Origin of the sequence: Streptomyces ureilyticus, from assembly GCF_011045025.1 — a bacterium.
GTDB lineage: Bacteria > Actinomycetota > Actinomycetes > Streptomycetales > Streptomycetaceae > Streptomyces > Streptomyces ureilyticus.
The window spans coordinates 1-17,988 of sequence record NZ_JAAKZX010000089.1 but is presented as its reverse complement, the minus strand read 5'-3'; the positions used below and the strand labels follow the sequence as shown (position 1 = coordinate 17,988).

The 17,988-nt window shown below is 67.4% G+C and carries 16 protein-coding genes and 1 tRNA gene; 14 read left to right on the top strand and 3 right to left on the bottom strand.

Translation table 11 applies throughout. The annotated features are described in order from the left end of the window. Nucleotides 1-76 precede the first annotated feature (76 nt). The 11 genes from gnd to G6048_RS25580 all read left to right on the top strand — a co-directional run bounded on the left by gnd (nt 77) and on the right by G6048_RS25580 (nt 11,046). Entirely contained in the window at nt 77-952 is an 876-nt protein-coding gene (gnd, locus tag G6048_RS25630; protein WP_165341945.1) for a phosphogluconate dehydrogenase (NAD(+)-dependent, decarboxylating), read from the top strand. A gap of 106 nt (nt 953-1,058) precedes the next feature. Beyond that, entirely contained in the window at nt 1,059-2,183 is a 1,125-nt protein-coding gene (gene recF / locus G6048_RS25625) for a DNA replication/repair protein RecF (protein ID WP_165341944.1), read from the top strand. Next, nucleotides 2,180-2,722 carry a DUF721 domain-containing protein gene (locus G6048_RS25620; protein WP_165341943.1) on the top strand — a complete coding sequence of 181 codons (543 nt, stop codon included), beginning with the start codon at nt 2,180-2,182 and terminating at the stop codon, nt 2,720-2,722. The genes recF and G6048_RS25620 overlap by 4 nt, the downstream gene beginning before the upstream one ends. A gap of 310 nt (nt 2,723-3,032) precedes the next feature. Then, entirely contained in the window at nt 3,033-5,075 is a 2,043-nt protein-coding gene (gene gyrB, locus G6048_RS25615; RefSeq protein ID WP_328826946.1) for a DNA topoisomerase (ATP-hydrolyzing) subunit B, read from the top strand. A gap of 42 nt (nt 5,076-5,117) precedes the next feature. Then, nucleotides 5,118-7,709 carry a DNA gyrase subunit A gene (gene gyrA / locus G6048_RS25610; protein ID WP_165341941.1) on the top strand — a complete coding sequence of 864 codons (2,592 nt, stop codon included), beginning with the start codon at nt 5,118-5,120 and terminating at the stop codon, nt 7,707-7,709. A gap of 18 nt (nt 7,710-7,727) precedes the next feature. Further along, nucleotides 7,728-8,447: a DUF3566 domain-containing protein gene (locus G6048_RS25605; RefSeq protein ID WP_165341940.1), complete on the top strand. Its 720-nt coding sequence runs from the start codon at nt 7,728-7,730 to the stop codon at nt 8,445-8,447. A gap of 166 nt (nt 8,448-8,613) precedes the next feature. Further along, nucleotides 8,614-8,687: transfer RNA gene (locus G6048_RS25600), tRNA-Ile, on the top strand. Between the two features lie 225 nt (nt 8,688-8,912). After that, complete coding sequence (locus tag G6048_RS25595) at nt 8,913-9,062, top strand: hypothetical protein (RefSeq protein ID WP_165341932.1); 150 nt, start codon at nt 8,913-8,915, stop codon at nt 9,060-9,062. A gap of 362 nt (nt 9,063-9,424) precedes the next feature. Beyond that, entirely contained in the window at nt 9,425-10,309 is an 885-nt protein-coding gene (locus G6048_RS25590; RefSeq protein WP_165341939.1) for a hypothetical protein, read from the top strand. Continuing rightward, nucleotides 10,310-10,459, top strand: a complete 150-nt coding sequence (locus G6048_RS25585) for a hypothetical protein (protein WP_165341938.1) — start codon at nt 10,310-10,312, stop codon at nt 10,457-10,459. It begins immediately after the preceding gene. 227 nt (nt 10,460-10,686) lie between these two features. Continuing rightward, nucleotides 10,687-11,046 carry a hypothetical protein gene (locus G6048_RS25580; protein ID WP_165341937.1) on the top strand — a complete coding sequence of 120 codons (360 nt, stop codon included), beginning with the start codon at nt 10,687-10,689 and terminating at the stop codon, nt 11,044-11,046. Here the strand turns inward: G6048_RS25580 and G6048_RS25575 are convergent. Together G6048_RS25575 and G6048_RS25570 are read right to left on the bottom strand one after the other, a co-directional pair. Then, nucleotides 11,024-11,773 (bottom strand): transposase family protein, encoded by a 750-nt coding sequence (locus G6048_RS25575; protein WP_165341936.1) that lies wholly within the window; start codon nt 11,771-11,773, stop codon nt 11,024-11,026. The genes G6048_RS25580 and G6048_RS25575 overlap by 23 nt on opposite strands. Nucleotides 11,774-12,410: 637 nt before the next feature. Beyond that, nucleotides 12,411-13,406: a ribosome-inactivating family protein gene (locus G6048_RS25570; RefSeq protein ID WP_165341935.1), complete on the bottom strand. Its 996-nt coding sequence runs from the start codon at nt 13,404-13,406 to the stop codon at nt 12,411-12,413. A 1,015-nt stretch (nt 13,407-14,421) separates the two neighbouring features. On the opposite strand from G6048_RS25570, the gene G6048_RS51040 reads away from it, so the two are divergent. Beyond that, a complete protein-coding gene (locus G6048_RS51040) occupies nt 14,422-14,553 on the top strand; it encodes a hypothetical protein (RefSeq protein ID WP_268979008.1) in 132 nt (43 codons plus the stop codon). 430 nt (nt 14,554-14,983) lie between these two features. Here G6048_RS51040 and G6048_RS25565 read toward each other — a convergent pair whose 3' ends face one another. Further along, nucleotides 14,984-15,316 (bottom strand): DUF6344 domain-containing protein, encoded by a 333-nt coding sequence (locus G6048_RS25565; RefSeq protein WP_165341934.1) that lies wholly within the window; start codon nt 15,314-15,316, stop codon nt 14,984-14,986. 326 nt (nt 15,317-15,642) lie between these two features. On the opposite strand from G6048_RS25565, the gene G6048_RS49875 reads away from it, so the two are divergent. Both G6048_RS49875 and G6048_RS25555 read left to right on the top strand, forming a co-directional pair. Next, the gene (locus G6048_RS49875) at nt 15,643-15,771 is read left to right on the top strand and encodes a DLW-39 family protein (protein ID WP_003999697.1); all 129 of its coding nucleotides are present in this window, start codon (nt 15,643-15,645) and stop codon (nt 15,769-15,771) included. A 224-nt stretch (nt 15,772-15,995) separates the two neighbouring features. Continuing rightward, nucleotides 15,996-17,423 (top strand): hypothetical protein, encoded by a 1,428-nt coding sequence (locus tag G6048_RS25555; protein ID WP_206342122.1) that lies wholly within the window; start codon nt 15,996-15,998, stop codon nt 17,421-17,423. Nucleotides 17,424-17,988: the final 565 nt, after the last annotated feature.

Genomic DNA, 17,988 nt, shown 5'->3' with positions numbered 1-17,988 from the left:
GGGAGCGTCCGGGTTTAGGCTCGGACGCAGGTACGAAAGTGCCCTCACGCCACGTCGTCAGTGAAGGAACACCCTGATGGAGCTCGGTCTCGTCGGTCTCGGCAAGATGGGCGGCAACATGCGCGAGCGCATACGCCGCGCAGGCCACACCGTCTTCGGATACGACCGCAATCCGGACCTCGCCGATGTCCACAGCCTCGAGGAGCTTGTGGGCAAGCTCGGCGCTCCGCGCGTGGTGTGGGTGATGGTCCCGGCCGGGGCGGCGACGCAGTCCACCATCGACGAGCTCGCCGATCTCCTGGAGCCCGGCGACGTCGTCGTGGACGGCGGCAATTCGCGCTGGACCGACGACGAGAGGCACGCCGAGGAGCTGGCCGCCAAGGGTATCGGCTTCGTCGACTGCGGCGTCTCGGGCGGAGTCTGGGGCCTGGAGAACGGCTATGCGCTGATGTACGGCGGCGACGCCGAGAACATAGCCAAGGTGCGGCCGGTCCTCGACGCGCTCAAGCCGGAGGGCGACGCGGGCGCCGTGCACGCGGGCAAGGTCGGCGCCGGGCACTTCGCGAAGATGGTCCACAACGGCATCGAGTACGCGATGATGCAGGCTTATGCCGAGGGCTGGGAGCTGCTGCAGGCGGCCGACTCCGTCACGGACGTACGTGAGGTGTTCCGCTCCTGGCAGGAGGGCACGGTCATCCGTTCCTGGCTGCTCGACCTGGCGGTCAACGCCCTCGACGAGGACGAGCACCTGGAGCAGCTCAAGGGTTATGCACAGGATTCCGGAGAGGGCCGCTGGACTGTGGAGGCCGCCATCGACAACGCGGTTCCGCTGCCGGCGATCACCGCGTCGCTCTTCGCGCGCTTTGCCTCCCGCCAGGACGATTCGCCGCAGATGAAGATGATCGCGGCGCTGCGGAACCAGTTTGGCGGCCACGCGGTCGAGAAGAAGTAGTCCACATCCCGGGTTCTCCACACCTGGGGTGACCTGGTTGTCCACAAGCAGGGGACAGGCCGGGGACAACCGGAAGCATCACGTTGGGGGAGGTCGGCGAACGACCATGCACGTCACGCATCTGTCGCTGGCCGACTTCCGCTCGTACGCCCGGGTCGAGGTCGCGCTCGATCCGGGCGTCACGGCCTTCGTGGGCCCCAACGGGCAAGGCAAGACCAACCTCGTCGAGGCGGTCGGCTACCTGGCGACTCTCGGAAGCCATCGCGTCTCCTCCGATGCGCCACTTGTACGGGTAGGTGCGGACCGCGCGATCATCAGGGCGCAGGTACGGCAGGGCGAGCGTCAGCAGCTCGTCGAGCTGGAGCTGAACCCCGGGAAGGCGAACCGCGCCCGTATTAACAGGTCGTCGCAGGTCAGACCCCGTGACGTACTCGGCATCGTCCGGACCGTGCTGTTCGCTCCAGAGGATCTCGCACTCGTCAAGGGCGACCCGGGCGAGCGCCGGCGCTTCCTGGACGAGCTGATCACCGCGCGCGCCCCGCGCATGGCGGGCGTGCGCTCCGATTACGAGCGCGTGCTCAAGCAGCGCAACACCCTTCTCAAGTCGGCCGCGCTGGCCCGTCGCCACGGCGGCCGCTCCTTGGACCTGTCCACGCTCGACGTGTGGGACCAGCACCTCGCGCGCGTGGGCGCCGAGTTGCTCGCGCAGCGGCTCGATCTGATCGCCGCGCTCCAGCCGCTGGCCGACAAGGCGTACGAGCAGCTGGCGCCCGGCGGCGGCCCTGTAACCCTGGAGTACAAGCCCTCCTCGCCCGAAATCGTCGGCCACGCGCGCGAGGAGCTGTACGAGCAGCTGATGGCGGCCCTTGTGGAGGCCCGTAAGCAGGAGATCGAGCGGGGCGTCACGCTGGTCGGTCCGCACAGGGACGAGCTGCTGCTCAAACTTGGCCAGATGCCCGCGAAGGGATATGCGTCACACGGCGAGTCCTGGTCGTACGCGCTGGCGCTGCGCCTGGCCTCGTACGACCTGCTGCGGGCCGAGGGCAATGAGCCGGTGCTGGTCCTCGACGACGTGTTCGCCGAGCTCGACACCCGGCGCCGTGAACGTCTCGCCGAGCTGGTCGCGCCGGGTGAGCAGGTCCTGGTGACGGCGGCGGTCGACGACGATGTACCGACCGTACTGGCGGGGTCGCGGTATGTAGTGGCGGAGGGTGCGGTGGAGCGCGTATGAGCAAAAACACACCGGAACCGGAGAAGGCCCCCCAGGTTCCTGAGCCGTCCGGCGTCGACCTCGCGCGCGTGGCTCTGCGCGCGGCGAGGGAACAGGCACGCGCGCGTGGGGATGCTGCGCAGCAGAAGAAGCAGGCGCGGCGCGGGGGCCTGCGCTCCGGTGCGCGCGCGGACGGTCGCGACCCGATGGCGCTCGGAGCCGCCGTCAACCGGCTGATCACCGAGCGCGGCTGGGAGACTCCGGCCGCTGTGGGCGGGGTCATGGGCCGCTGGCCTCAGATCGTCGGGGACGACCTGGCCAAGCACTGCGTACCGGAGAAGTACGACGAGGACGAGCGGACCCTGGTCGTGCGGTGCGATTCCACGGCGTGGGCGACGAATCTGCGCCTGCTGGCCCCGCAGCTGGTGGCCCGGCTGAACGAGGACCTCGGTCATGGCACGGTGCGGCTGCTCAAGGTGCACGGTCCCGGGGGTCCCGTCCGCCGCTTCGGCCCCCTGCGCGCGCCCGGCAGCAAGGGTCCCGGCGACACCTACGAGTGAGACAGACCGGGCGGTATGCCGTTGGTTGCGCGGGGTTGGCATCCCGAAGCGCTGAGTGCCGCTGTGAGCCTCTTGGACTCCCAGTCGACGTATGGGGAGTCGTCCGAGTCCGGTTCAGGGCGGCACATGCGGACTCAGGTACCGGCAAACGCCCATCACTGTCGGCGCTACCGGTAGACTGGAGGCTAATCCCGCCCCACTTGTGGGACACACCGAGCAACGCTGACTAAGGCTTACCAACGCAACACGCCGCAGCCGCTCCGGCCATCCGCTGAGAGCTTGGTCTGTGCTGTGCCAGAAAGGGCGCTTCGTGGCCGATTCCGGCAACCCCAACGAGAACATCCCGTCCACCGACGCCGGCGCGAACGGCGAGGTCACAGCCTCGTTGTACGACGCCAGTGCCATCACCGTCCTCGAGGGTCTGGACGCGGTCCGCAAGCGACCCGGCATGTACATCGGCTCGACCGGTGAGCGCGGACTGCACCACCTGGTGCAAGAGGTCGTCGACAACTCAGTCGACGAGGCGCTGGCCGGCCACGCGGACACCATCGACGTCACGATCCTCGCCGACGGCGGCGTGCGGGTTGTCGACAACGGTCGTGGCATCCCGGTCGGCATCGTCCCCTCCGAGGGCAAGCCGGCCGTCGAGGTCGTGCTGACGGTCCTGCACGCGGGCGGGAAGTTCGGCGGCGGCGGCTACGCGGTCTCCGGCGGTCTGCACGGCGTGGGTGTCTCCGTCGTGAACGCCCTGTCGAGCAAGGTCTCCGTCGAGATCAAGACCGACGGTTATCGCTGGACGCAGGACTACAAGTTGGGGGTCCCGACGGCCCCGCTTGCCAAGCACGAGGCCACGGACGAGCACGGCACCACGGTCACCTTCTGGGCCGACCCGGACATCTTCGAGACCACCGAGTACTCCTTCGAGACGCTCTCGCGGCGTTTCCAGGAGATGGCGTTCCTCAACAAGGGGCTGAGGATCAACCTCACCGACGAGCGCGAGTCGGCGAAGGCCACAGCCGGGGCGGACGAGGCGGGCGAGGACGAGAAGCACGAGGTCAAAAGCGTCTCGTACCACTACGAGGGCGGCATCGTCGATTTCGTGAAGTACCTCAACTCCCGCAAGGGAGACGTGGTGCATCCCACCGTGATCGACCTCGAGGCGGAAGACAAGGACAAGAGCCTTTCCCTCGAACTCGCCATGCAGTGGAACAGCGGTTACAGCGAGGGCGTGTACTCCTTCGCCAACATCATCCACACACATGAAGGCGGTACGCACGAAGAGGGCTTCCGCGCCGCGCTGACGAACCTGATCAACAAGTACGCGCGCGACAAGAAGCTGCTGCGTGAGAAGGACGACAACCTCACGGGCGACGACATCCGCGAGGGTCTGACCGCGATCATCTCGGTCAAGCTGAGCGAGCCCCAGTTCGAGGGCCAGACCAAGACCAAGCTGGGCAACACCGAGGTGAAGACCTTCGTCCAGAAGGTCGTCTACGAGCACCTCAACGACTGGCTGGACCGCAACCCGACCGAGGCGGCGGACATCATCCGCAAGGGCATCCAGGCGGCCACCGCGCGCGTGGCGGCCCGCAAGGCGCGCGACCTGACGCGCCGCAAGGGCCTGCTGGAGTCGGCGTCCCTGCCGGGCAAGCTCTCCGACTGCCAGTCGAACGACCCCACCAAGTGCGAGATCTTCATCGTCGAGGGTGACTCCGCCGGCGGCTCCGCCAAGTCCGGCCGCAACCCCGAGTACCAGGCGATCCTCCCGATCCGAGGCAAGATCCTCAACGTCGAGAAGGCGCGGATCGACAAGATCCTGCAGAACCAGGAGATCCAGGCGCTGATCTCGGCCTTCGGTACCGGAGTCCACGAGGACTTCGACATCGCAAGGCTCCGCTATCACAAGATCATCCTGATGGCGGACGCCGATGTCGACGGTCAGCACATCAACACCCTGCTGCTGACGTTCCTGTTCCGCTTCATGCGGCCGCTCGTCGAGGCGGGCCACGTCTTCCTGTCGCGCCCTCCGCTCTACAAGATCAAGTGGGGCCGGGACGACTTCGAGTACGCGTACTCGGACCGCGAGCGCGACGCGCTGATCGAGCTCGGCCGCCAGAACGGCAAGCGCATCCGCGACGACTCGGTCCAGCGCTTCAAGGGTCTCGGTGAGATGAACGCCGAGGAGCTGCGCATCACGACCATGGACCAGGAGCACCGCGTTCTCGGCCAGGTCACGCTCGACGACGCCGCCCAGGCCGACGACCTGTTCTCGGTCCTGATGGGCGAGGACGTCGAGGCGCGCCGCCAGTTCATCCAGCGCAACGCCAAGGACGTCCGCTTCCTCGACATCTGAGTCGGTCTCAGCTGACCGCACCAGAAAGGATCTTCACCAGCAATGACCGACGAGAACATTCCAGTCACGCCTGTGGACGAGGGCCTGGCCCTGCGGGTCGAGCCCGTCGGGCTCGAGACGGAGATGCAGCGCTCGTACCTCGACTACGCGATGTCCGTCATCGTGTCGCGCGCCCTGCCGGACGTACGGGACGGTCTCAAGCCCGTCCACCGCCGGGTGCTGTACGCCATGTACGACGGCGGCTACCGGCCCGAGAAGGGCTTCTACAAGTGCGCCCGCGTCGTCGGCGACGTCATGGGCAACTACCACCCGCACGGCGACTCCTCGATCTACGACGCGCTGGTCCGCCTCGCGCAGCCGTGGTCGATGCGGATGCCGCTGGTGGACTCCAACGGCAACTTCGGCTCTCCGGGCAACGACCCGGCCGCGGCCATGCGGTACACCGAGTGCAAGTTGATGCCGCAGTCCATGGAGATGGTCCGCGACATCGACGAGGAGACCGTCGACTTCACGGACAACTACGACGGCCGCTCCCAGGAGCCGACGGTCCTGCCGGCCCGCTTCCCGAACCTGCTGATCAACGGCTCGGCGGGCATCGCGGTCGGCATGGCCACCAACATCCCGCCGCACAACCTCCGCGAGGTCGCGGCCGGCGCCCAGTGGTACCTGGAGAATCCCGAGGCCTCCCACGAAGAGCTGCTCGACGCCCTGATCGAGCGCATCAAGGGCCCCGATTTCCCGAGCGGTGCCCTAGTAGTGGGCCGAAAAGGCATCGAGGAGGCCTACCGCACGGGCCGCGGCTCCATCACGATGCGCGCGGTCGTCGAGGTCGAGGAGATCCAGAACCGCCAGTGCCTGGTGGTCACGGAGCTGCCGTACCAGGTCAACCCGGACAACCTCGCGCAGAAGATCGCCGACCTCGTGAAGGACGGCAAGATCGGCGGCATCGCGGACGTACGCGACGAGACCTCGTCCCGTACCGGCCAGCGGCTGGTCATCGTCCTGAAGCGCGACGCGGTCGCCAAGGTCGTACTGAACAACCTCTACAAGCACACCGATCTGCAGACGAACTTCGGCGCCAACATGCTGGCGCTGGTGGACGGCGTGCCGCGCACGCTGTCGCTCGACGCGTTCATCCGCCACTGGGTGAGCCACCAGATCGAGGTCATCGTCCGTCGTACGCGCTTCAGGCTGCGCAAGGCCGAGGAGCGCGCGCACATCCTGCGCGGCCTTCTGAAGGCCCTGGACGCCATCGACGAGGTCATCGCACTGATCCGGCGCAGTGACACCGTCGAGATCGCGCGAGATGGCCTGAGGGGCCTCCTGGAGATCGACGAGATCCAGGCCAACGCCATCCTCGAGATGCAGTTGCGGCGCCTCGCCGCCCTGGAACGCCAGAAGATCGTCCAGGAGCACGACGAACTCCAGGCGAAGATCACCGAATACAACGAGATCCTCGCCTCGCCGGTCCGCCAGCGCGGCATCATCAGCGAGGAACTCGCCGCGATCGTCGAGAAGTTCGCCGACGACCGCCGCTCCAAGCTGGTGCCCTTCGACGGCGACATGTCCATCGAGGACCTGATCGCAGAAGAGGACATCGTCGTCACCATCACGCGCGGTGGCTACGTCAAGCGCACAAAAACCGACGACTACCGCTCCCAGAAGCGCGGCGGCAAGGGCGTACGCGGCACGAAGCTCAAGGAAGACGACATCGTCGACCACTTCTTCGTGTCGACGACGCACCACTGGCTGCTGTTCTTCACCAACAAGGGCCGCGTCTACCGGGCGAAGGCGTACGAACTGCCGGACGCCGGCAGGGAGGCGCGTGGCCAGCACGTCGCGAACCTGCTGGCCTTCCAGCCGGACGAAGCGATCGCCGAGATCCTCGCGATCCGTGACTACGAAGCGGCGCCTTATCTCGTACTGGCCACCAAGGGCGGTCTGGTAAAGAAGACGCCTCTCAAGGATTACGATTCCCCGCGTTCCGGCGGCGTCATCGCGATCAACCTCCGTGAGACGGAGGCCGGTTCCGACGATGAACTGATCGGTGCCGAGCTGGTTTCAGCAGAGGACGATCTGCTTCTGATCAGCAAGAAGGCGCAATCGATCAGGTTCACGGCGACGGATGACGCGCTACGCCCCATGGGCCGCGCCACCTCGGGTGTCAAGGGCATGAGCTTCCGTCAGGGAGACGAGCTGCTCTCGATGAATGTTGTTCGAACCGGTACGTTCGTGTTCACTGCCACCGACGGTGGGTACGCGAAGCGGACGCCCGTCGACGAGTACCGCGTCCAGGGTCGCGGCGGCCTCGGCATCAAGGCCGCCAAGATCGTGGAGGACCGCGGATCACTCGTCGGCGCGCTGGTGGTCGAGGAGACGGACGAGATCCTCGCCATCACGCTGTCGGGCGGTGTGATTCGTACACGGGTCAACGAGATCAGGGAGACGGGCCGTGACACCATGGGCGTCCAACTGATCAACCTGGGCAAGCGCGATGCCGTCGTCGGTATCGCTCGGAACGCCGAGGCCGGTCGCGAGGCCGAGGAGGTCGACGCTGTGGACGTCGACGAATCGGACGAGGCCGACACGGTCGTCGGCACGACGGACGAGGGCGACGAGTCCACGGCCGAGTAGCGCGAGGAGTGAGTCATCGTGAGCGGAGCCACGGGCGCCGGACCGACCGGTACGGAGAGGGACGGCGGCCGTGGCCCCGCCACGGACGCGAAGGGCTCCCATGCGCCCAATGACTCCCAGGAATCCCAGGGGGGAACTGTGACGGACACCCGAGGCGCGCAGACGCCGCAATACGCGGCGGGCGCGGCGCCTGGCAGCGCGCCGGCGCCTCCGGCCTCCGGTTCGCCGTTGCCCGGCGAGCGGCAGCCCCAGCAGCCCGCACAGCCGTACCACCCGCCGCAGGCGTACCCGACACAGCCGCCGCCGCCGCCACCGCCGGCGGCCGACGCCGTCCGTCGGCCGCGCACCGGAGCGAGTACGACACCTCGCACCCGCAAGGCGCGCCTTCGGGTGGCGAAGGCCGACCCCTGGTCGGTGATGAAGGTCAGCTTCCTGCTCTCCATCGCGCTTGGCATCTGCACGATTGTCGCGGCCGCGGTGCTGTGGATGGTCATGGACGCCATGGGCGTCTTTTCCACGGTGGGCGGCACGATCTCCGAGGCCACGGGCTCGAACGAGTCCAACGGCTTCGACCTGCAGTCCTTCCTGTCGCTGCCGCGCGTGCTCATCTTCACGTCGATCATCGCGGTCATCGACGTAGCCCTCGCCACCGCGCTCGCCACCCTCGGCGCGTTCATCTACAACCTCTCGGCGGGCTTCGTCGGCGGCATTGAGCTGACGCTCGCGGAAGACGAGTAACCCGTCTTCAGGGCCTCTTGACGGTGTGAGCGCATCCTCGTCAGGGATGCGCTCCAACACCGTCCGGGCAGGCAAGGGGCCACCTCGGATATCGATTTTGGGACTGACCCGGAGGTGCGCTAATCTTCAGAGGTCAGCGCGCGGGACGTACACCGCAGAGCGCGGCGGGGCTATAGCTCAGTTGGTTAGAGCGCATCCCTGATAAGGATGAGGCCACAGGTTCAAATCCTGTTAGCCCCACAGTCGAAGATCGAGAAGAGCGGGCGTTTCCCCTGGTGGGAAGCGTCCGCTCTTTGTTTGGGGCTCGGTGGGGGTGTTGGTGTGCGTTGGTCTGACGTGGTCTACATCGGCCCTTACGAGCTTGATCGTCACCCAAATTTCACCCAGCCTCTTCCCTAGGACGAGCGTCGAGGCAGGGGCGGGCAGTGACGTGTCTGGTGCAGTGAGCGTTCTGGTTTAGTTCCATTGCCGCAGCGGCTCGCAATCCGTCGCGACGACGCCCACCAGTGGGGCAGCATCGGCGGGGCCGGCGTCGTCTCCGGCGACCCCGACACCTACGGGCGCGTCTACGTCGGTACCAACGGACGCGGCCTCCAGTACGGCGACCCGTCCTGATCCAGGCGCCCGAGCGGGGCCGCAGGCACCACGGTCTGCGGCCCCGTTTCTGGCGGAAGCGGCGTAATTACTTTCCGGCCACGATGTGGCGTGACGACAGCCACGGAACGTGACGGCGGACAACCCTGAGGTGCCTCCGGAATTGATTGACCGGATGAAAGGGACGTGCCAATCAACTGTTCCGTCGGCAGGCTCGCTCGGGTCAAGCCGGATCCCGGCACGCCAAGGACCTGGAGAACAGAGCGATGTCCTACCCAGACGTCATGGCAGTCCCCGAACGGGGAGCCGCCGAACAGCCGCCGCCCGTACCGGCCCATGGAACCGGTCTTCTGCGCCGCCGCAGACACACGGTCGCGTCCGTCGTGTCCACGCTCATGCTGGCGGTGCTCGCCATGCTGCTCGGCCCGCTCGGCGCACTGCCGAGCGCCGTCGCCGCCGACGGTCCCTGCCCGGGAGGCTCCTCCTCGGGGTCCGGCGGGGAGCAGTGTCCGTCTCTGCACAATGCGGACATCGATCCGCAGAGTGCGTTCCCGCGCGACCTGTACCGCGGGGACTCCCGCGCGCCGGACGAGATCTTCAGAGACGGTTTCACGGCACGGGGACAGAACAACGACCTCGTCCGTCATGTCCACGGCGGAGAAGGCTCCATGGAGAGCAACTACATCTCGACGAGCGGGACGCTGGCTCGGGCGGAGGATTTCGCGCGGAGCCAAGGAATCGTCGCCTTGACCGGCGTGGCGCGGGACCCGAGTTGCTCGACGGGCCGGCTGGCGGCCTACGCCATGATTCCGGTGTTCGGCCCCTACCTGATGTCACGCTGCCAGGCAGGGGAAATCACCACACACTCCTACGTCTATGTGATCGATCCGACGTGGGCAAGGAACGCGCTGAAAGTCGTCGATCAGCTTGAACGAGAACGTCCGGATATGGCCGACCGCTATCGGGGCCAGGACGAATGGGCCTACGTCCGCCACATTCCGAATTACGCGATCGTCGGCGTGCGGACCTACCGAGTGACGCAGGCCACAACCGACGGCCGCATCAACCCTCTTCACCCGCCTACGTTCACCTACGATCGTTTCATCCCTAATCCCCACCACATCAGGGCCCAAATCGAGTACGACCCGGCCCGGGACCCGAATGCCCACTGGGGCTTCGACACGGACCTGATCGTGTCGACCGAGGCGAACCCGTACACCCGGGGGTGCAGCGCCATCACTCAGTGCCGCGACGGCTCCGGAGGCTGAGTGAGCACCACCTACAACCAGGTTGGTGTTGCCGGAGTGGAAGGCAAGGGCACGGTTTCTGTGCGAGCTTCCTCGACCGTGCGCTGGTCCATGACGATCGGCCGCGGCGAGGCAGCAGCCGAGGAAGCGCCCGAGCCGGAAGACGCGTAGCAGAAGAGCAGCCGACGCCGCCGGTTGGAGCAGGCCTACCCCAACCGGCGGCGTCGGCTGCTCTACCGGCAAATTGTGTGGTCAGCGTCAGCCTGCACGAGCTTGATCATCACCCAAATTTCGCCAACGCCCGTCGGCGGCGGGCTGCTCACCTTCGGCCCCAGGGCGCCGTGCTGACCGCGCTATGAGTTCCGCTGCGACGGCGGGAGTAACAGATCACGTTGCGGATGCTGTTCGCCTCTGACGCTGCCGCTCACGCCGAGGTCTTGGCGCGCGGCATCGTGGAATTCGTCGATGGCGCTGAAGACGGCTCGGTTCCGATCGCGCCATTCAACATCGCCGCTGGTCGATTCACCGCAGTACTGCCGGCGGAGGCGCTCCCCGAAGAGGCCTCACTCGAGCCAGACCGCCTTGACGGGCGACGCCTGGCAACCGCCTGCCTGTGGGCGGCAGTGATCGTGATTCTCGCCTTCCTCGGACTGTCGCCGTTGGGGGCGCCCATAGAACTGCTCGTGCCCTTGGCCGTGGTGGCGTTCCTCATCCTCGTCTACACACTGAGCCCTTTCAGCGCTGCCGCGCAAGGGTGAGGACGGCGGCTGCGATTGACGACATTCGATTGGGGCTGCACCGGGACCGGCGGAAGATCCGCCACGACTTCAGTCGTGCGATGCCGCGCTCGACCGGTGCCCGTGCCGTGGACAACGCGCGGTTGACGGTTTGCTGGCTCGGCGTGAGGTCACGGTTCGGTGGGCGTCTGAGGGGCGTCGTCACCCACGGGCCGGCTCCCATGTAGGCGCGGTCGGCGAGGATGGGAACGCCCTGGCGTTCGCAGATTCGGATGATCCGGTGGGTGCGGGCCGCGGTCAGGTCGTGCGAACGGCCGGGCAGTGCGGGCGAGATCCACAGCAGCTTCCCGGCCGGGTCGGTCACCACCTGGACGTTCACCCCGTGTCGGCGGTGCTTGTGGGAGAAGTCGGCCCGGCTGTCGCCGACCCGGTCGCACTCCGCGAGGGTGCCATCCAGCAGGGCGTAGTCCGGGTCGGCCTCGCGTAGGGCACGCAGCAGACCGGGCTCGCGGTCGGCGAGCAGGCCGATCACCGCGGTCGTGTAGGCGTGCGCGGTGCCGACGGAGATGCCGAAGCCGGCCGCGAGCTGGGCGAGGGTGTCGTGCCGGCGCAGGTACACCAGGCCGACCAGGGCACGCTGGTGCGGCGGAAGCTTGCAGCGGCGGTCACCCTCGCGGGTGACGATGAGCATGGTGACCCACTCGACCAGGGCATGGGGCAGGTCGAGTGCGGCAGGATAGGAAACCAACGAGGCTCCTGCGTCGATGAGTTGAGACTTCGAACACCTCCCTCAACGGCACGGGAGTCTCGTGCGTTGCGGGCACCGATCCCCTCACCCGATCAGTGCCCAGGCTGAAAGCGCTCACTGCTCGCCTCCCGCTTCGGGCTGTCGGAGGCCACGCGACTGACCCGGAGCGTCGGCGGATTCTTCTCAGCGAGCCCGCCCCTGTAAGCCGGAAGCACCACAGCGGCGTTTGGTTGGGAGGTGCCCACGCTCGTGGCAGGCGCCCCCCTCCTCACCCGCCGGACAGCGCTAGGGCGCTGCGGCCCAGCGGTACAGGGGCCAGTTGCGCCATGGCGATGGCAGGAAGGCGCCCGCTCGCTTCCGGACAGCGCGTACTTCTCTAATTGGAATAATGGGCAGCGGCGCCTGGTGCCCTGGTGGAGCTGGATCGCACTGATCACCCTGTGCGGCACGGTCTTCGCCGTCCCCTACGACGCGGCGCGCGGCCTGATACGCCTGGGCTTCGTCATCGCCTCCACCGCCTATGTCCTGTTCTGTCCGGCGCGAGACCGGCGCCGGCGGCACTCCCTGTCCCGCAGTCCACAACAGCCGGTGCGTCCGGGGCGCCCGTACGGCTCCCCGGACGCACCGGTGTCTTCGGTCAGAGCTCGTCGTGGGGCGGGCTGCCGTACGCCTTGTTGAAGAGCGCCACCAGCAGGAGCGCCGCGGCCTTGGCGGCGGTGTCGATCGTGCCCCAGTACCTGGTGGTGACCGCGGGGGGCGACGAAGACGACGAAGCGCCGGTCAGGACGTTGCTGATGTCGGACCAGCTGCGCATCAGTTCCACGTTGGGCTCACCGAGGGTCATGGTGCGGTGGCTTTGGAACATTCCTGTCATGCTCACCGCGAGCTGCCTGCTGCGGATGCCCTCGCTGACAGCGACGATGAACTGGAGCAGACCGCCGGCGATGACCTGCTGGTTGCGGCCCTGGACATTGTTGTACTCACGCATGGCGAACAGCGACCCCTGCAGGCTTCCCGGGCTTATCTGGAGATCGGCCAGGCTGGTGTGGGCCATGCCCGCGAGATCGTTGTAGTTCTCATGCCCGACCATGTAGCCGTACCGCGTGACGGAAGGGACGCCGTTGTGGAGAATCGACTGCGGCAGGTCCGGGCTGTCCTCGGCCATCGGGACGTAGACGTTGCCCTGAGCGGACTCGTAGTAGAAGTAGCCGACGACGTACAGGTCGCTGAGCCGGATGACCAGGTGGATGGCCTGGCCGCCGCCCTGCACCTGGAGGTCGAGGAACTCGCGGTTGGCGTTCGGGGAGGTGATGTCGACGGCGGCACTTCTGCCGCTGGGGGTATCCACGTTCTGACGCTGCCCGCCCGTGGTGGTCACCAGGGACCGCACCTGGCTGATCATTGTCTGGTACCCCTGATCACCCGCGTCGAGGTCCCAGACCAGCTGGTGCCATGAGTCAGAACTGGCGGCCAGTTCCGTATGGCCGGGATCGAGATGGCTCGCGACCGCTGTTGCGCCGGCCGAGCTCTGCGCCGAGTGAGTGGCCGGAAGCCCGTGGGCGGCGACGGCGCCCACGACGATTGCGGGTACGGCCAGTGACGCGCCCATGCGCCGGAGAAGACGAAATGCCATTGCGTTTCCTTTGCTCGTCCGTGTGACTGCCGACGGCGCGCTCCGCGAGGACCGGCCGACGGAACGCCCCTACGTTGGACACCCGAACGTTGATGCTCACCCCCCTTTCATCAGGAAAATCAATTCCGCGAGGCACACTGGGGTTGATTTGCTCCCAGCTTGGGACGCCGTCGGCGACACCCTCAGCGTGTGCCTCCTCGGCGCAGGACCTTGTCCATGCCGACCGCGACGACGACGAGGGTCCCGGTCGCGACATCCTGATAGAGGCTGTCGATGCCCGCCTGGGCGAGTGGGCGTGGTGGTGGCAGCGGTTGTGCGTCAGCGGTGTTCGGTTGTTGATTGCCTGGTCATGCGTTGTGGGCGTGGGCTGGTCTGCTGTCACGAGGTGACCAAGTGGCTGCCATTTAGTGGCTGGGGCGGGGCGGGTTGGCTGTAGTGGGGGTGGCTGTTCCTACCGACCACCACGCGCCGACTTCCTGCGGCTGCTCGCCCCCGGACTGCCGCCCGCCCGCGCCGAACTGGCCATCGGCGCCGGCGTCGGCTCATAGCGCGGCAACGATCCGACGTACGCGCAGGCCTGCGCCGCGGTCAGCGCGGCCGCCGCGTCCTACGTCTGTCCAGCGGGCCCGGGGCAGCTTCACCCCGGAGATCACAGCGCAGTTCCTCAAGCACCTGCAGCCAGGGCTGAAAGCGCCGTGCTCGGGACCCCTCCCCGGAACCCGGACATACTCTCCGGGGGCATGAGCGATGCAGAGGCAGATGGACCCCGTGCCGACAGGCCATCGGGTCCCCCAGGGCGGCCGTCGAGGCCCTGGCATCAGCGCGTCTCATCCAGCGTCCCGCTCACTCCCCTCGGCCCAGCTTCGGGTACGACCTTCAAACGGACCCTTGTCGCCGCGGCGAGCTGGGGCATGCTGCTCGGCATCCTTCTTGTGGTAGCGGCGGCGCGGGGTGCCGATCTAGACGAAGTGTTCGGGGCCTTGATCGTTCTTATCGCAGGATCGACCCGGCCGCCTTGTTCACCTGGTGGCTCACACACAAGCGGCGCCGACCGTTCTGGCAACTGGTGCTGCTCGCGTTGCCGATGTTCCTCGTCGCCTTCGTCCTGGTCGACAACATCCTGGCAAACGGCAGAAGCGGGTCGTGACCTCGATGCCACGGGAGGCCGTACGCCAGGCGGCTCGTGGTCACCGGCGACCCTGAGAACGTGATGGCCGATCACGCGCTGCCGACGTCCTTGGTGACCTTCGTGCGGAGCCCGGCGGGTGGCGAAGGTCGAATCGATGGGGTTTGCGGTGCGAAGTTCAGCCTGCCAGCCACGGTGCTCGGTCACAGTTTCCCCCAAACTTCACCCAAACGATCTTTGAGCGGCGAGCGAAAACGTCCTGACCTGCAGATATTCGTGTACCCAGTGGCGTTCGACCAATGCTGATAAGGATGAGGCCACAGGTTCAAATCCTGTTAGCCCCACACTATGAAGACCCCCAACCAGTTGCGGTTGGGGGTCTTTCTCGTGTCCGGTGGCGTACGCAAGTTCGCCCGGCTGTGATCGTCTGCGAAGGTGTTCGGCGTCTACGTCAGGTCGTGCACGGAGCGGCGGAGTCCGCCTCCTCCTCGTCCTCGGACGGTGTGTCCATGTCCGTCGGCGGGCGGTGGCGGCAGCTGGGTGAGGAGCCGTGGGCCTCGGCGTGGATGCGTTGCTTCATCGTGGGAGGCAGGGTGTGGCTGAAGGGCAATGCCCAGGGGGACATCGCGGGGGCCGTGACCGTGGGGATCGCCTTGCGGGCGGACTCGGTCTGAGTTACTGCGGTGGCCGCACCGGCTGTCGTGACCAGTCCGAGCGTCGTGCACAGGGCGATGAAGGCGGTGATGACGGCGGTCCACAGCTTCATGACCTTGTTCCTGGCCATGGTCCCTCACTTTCGGGTTGGGCGATTTGCGTACTTTCCTCATGATGTGTATGAAGGCCGCGAAGTGGTGGACCGACGCTCGCGGGGCGTCGCTCTTCAGATGAACACCACCCGGATGGACCCAAGAGATCCGTAAAGTGAAAGAAGGCGGCGAAAATTGAAGAATGTAACGAGTTGTCGCTCTGCGGTCGGAGCCGCGGCATCCGCTTCTACGGCTGTGTGCCGGGCGGGAGTTGAGTGCCGACGCAGGTCACCGATCGGTATCGGTCGGTGTGTATAGTCGGGCGCCAGAGGTCCCCTACGTCAAGGAAAGACGAGGTCGCGCGGTGAAGAAGCTTCTCCTGGTCGCACTGGCCGCCATCGGCGGGCTCCTCGTGTACCGCCAGATCCAGGCGGATCGCGCCGAGCAGGATCTGTGGACGGAGGCGACTGACTCCGTGCCCACGGGTTCGTGAGTACCGACGACAGTCTCAGTACAGACCCCGGCCGCCCTCGCGGTCGGGGTTTTTCGTTGTCTCCAAGTCTGTCTCCGTGTCTTCGCGCCCATGTCTTTGTGGCGCCATGCACAGGAAGCGCTTGTGTCGCCGAAGCGGGGATGGCGCGGTGGCGGGCGGGGCAGGATGGTCGGGGCTTCGCGGTGTTCGGGGCGAGATGATGCCGGTTCGCGGGAGCCCGGTGGATGACGATCCGGGGCTACGACGAGGGGTGGCGCGTGATGGGGCGGCGCACGGCGTGGTGGTGCGGCCGTAGGGTCATGACCTGCGTGGCGGCGCTGTGCGCGGTCGCGGTGCTGCCCGGGCCGGCGCAGGGGCAGGCGCGCGAGCAGGGGATGGCGGCCGATTTCCCTGATCCATACGCCTTCGCCGACGACGCCCAGCAGGTCGAGGGCGCGTCGAACACGACCGAGGCCGAACAGCTGGCCCCGGGCGGGACCTACCGGAGCTCCGTCCAGAACAATGAGAAGGCCTACTACCGCCTCCGGCTCGACAGCGTCTCCAACGCGTACGTCTCGGCCACCGCAGTCCCCAGGACGGGGACGAAGGTCGCCTCGTCGGACGGCATCAAGGTCTCCTTCCAGGACTCCGCCGGCCGCATCTGCTTCTCCGGAGACGCCGATGAAGCCCGGTTCGGGCCCACCGAGAGCCCGCGCCCCCTCACCGCCTGGGCGTCACGCAGGGTCGGCCCCGACGGCTACGCCTGCCAGGCGGCAGGGACGTACTACGTGGTCGTGGAGCGCACCAGCCGAGCTGATTCCTCACCGGACGACTGGAGTCTGGAGCTTCAGTACGTGTCCGAGCCCGCCCTCGAGAAGACCGGTCCGACGACCGCCCCCGAGACCTGGAACTCCGCCTCCCCAGAGCCCGTCAGCGGCACGGCGAAGCCCCGCAGGGGCGGTACGAGCTTCAACGACGCGCGCGCCCTCGAGCAGGGCGTCTGGAAAGACGGCATCAGAGCCGGGCAGACGCTCTTCTACCGGATCCCGGTCGACTGGGCGCAACAGCTCTACGCCACCGCCGAACTGGGCGCGGCCGACGGCGACGGCTTCCTGGGCAACGCCCTCGTCATGTCGCTCCACAACCCCGTGCGCGCCTTTGTCGGCGACGCTCGCACCGGATACGACGGCACGCCGAAAAAGGCTGCCTTGGAGCCCCTGCCCGCGGTCGCGTACGAGAACCGGTACACCCCCGACGACCGGATCAACGGGATGCGGTTCGCCGGCTGGTACTACCTTGCCGTGCATCTCGGCGCCGAAGCGGCCGACAAGTTCGGCGACGGGCCGATCGAGCTGATACTGAGCGTGCGCGTGAGCGGTGCGCCGGGCACCGAGCCGGCGTACACGGGAGCGGCCAGGCCGCGCGGTGTACTCGACGTCACGGAGGGGGACAAGGACGTGGCGGCGAGCGGGGCCGGGGCAGCGGGCGGGCGCGACGGTGGTGACAGCGACGCCACGATGAAGCTGGTGGCCGCGGGCGGAATCGGTGCGGGGAGTGTGCTCGTGCTGGCTCTCGGAGTGTGGACCGTGGTCGCCCGGAGGCGGGCGGGGGGTGCGGCGGCGATGTCCGGCGGTGCGGTCACGCGGGGATACGAGCCGCCGCGGGCCAGGTAACTGGCCGACCCAGACCGGGGCTCACCGACTGAGCTCCGGGCATCTCGGACTGTCGGGCTTTCAGGCTCGGCTCAGATCTGAGTCAGGGCCCAGAACCCGACCGCGAAGCAGACCAGCGCGAGCAGCAGCACCGGAATCGCCACCTGCGCGGGCGGCCCCGTGCGCCGGACCGCGCGCCTGCCGCGGTGCCGCGCAATTGGCTGTGGCTGAGGTGGAACCTGAACGTCGCGAGCGGTGTATGAAGCAGTAGAGGCAAATGCGTGCGGCTGCGACGCGGGGGTCGCGTTCTGGGGGGAGGGCACATGCGCGGGTCCGTACGACGGAGCGTGGGCGGGAGCCGGGAGCGCGAACGAGCTGGGGGGAGTGGGGGCCTGCTCGGGCTCGGGCTGGGGCTGAGCTGGTTGCTGGGGCTGTGGGGGGAGTTGTGGGTGTGCCTGCCGCTGATGCCGCTGCGTGTGAGAGGTGGCCGTTCGAGGCGGAGGCGGCAGGTGGAAGCTGCCGGTGTCCGACATCGTGGACGCCGGTCGCGCTCAGGACTGATGACGATCACTGACGCGTTCATGTC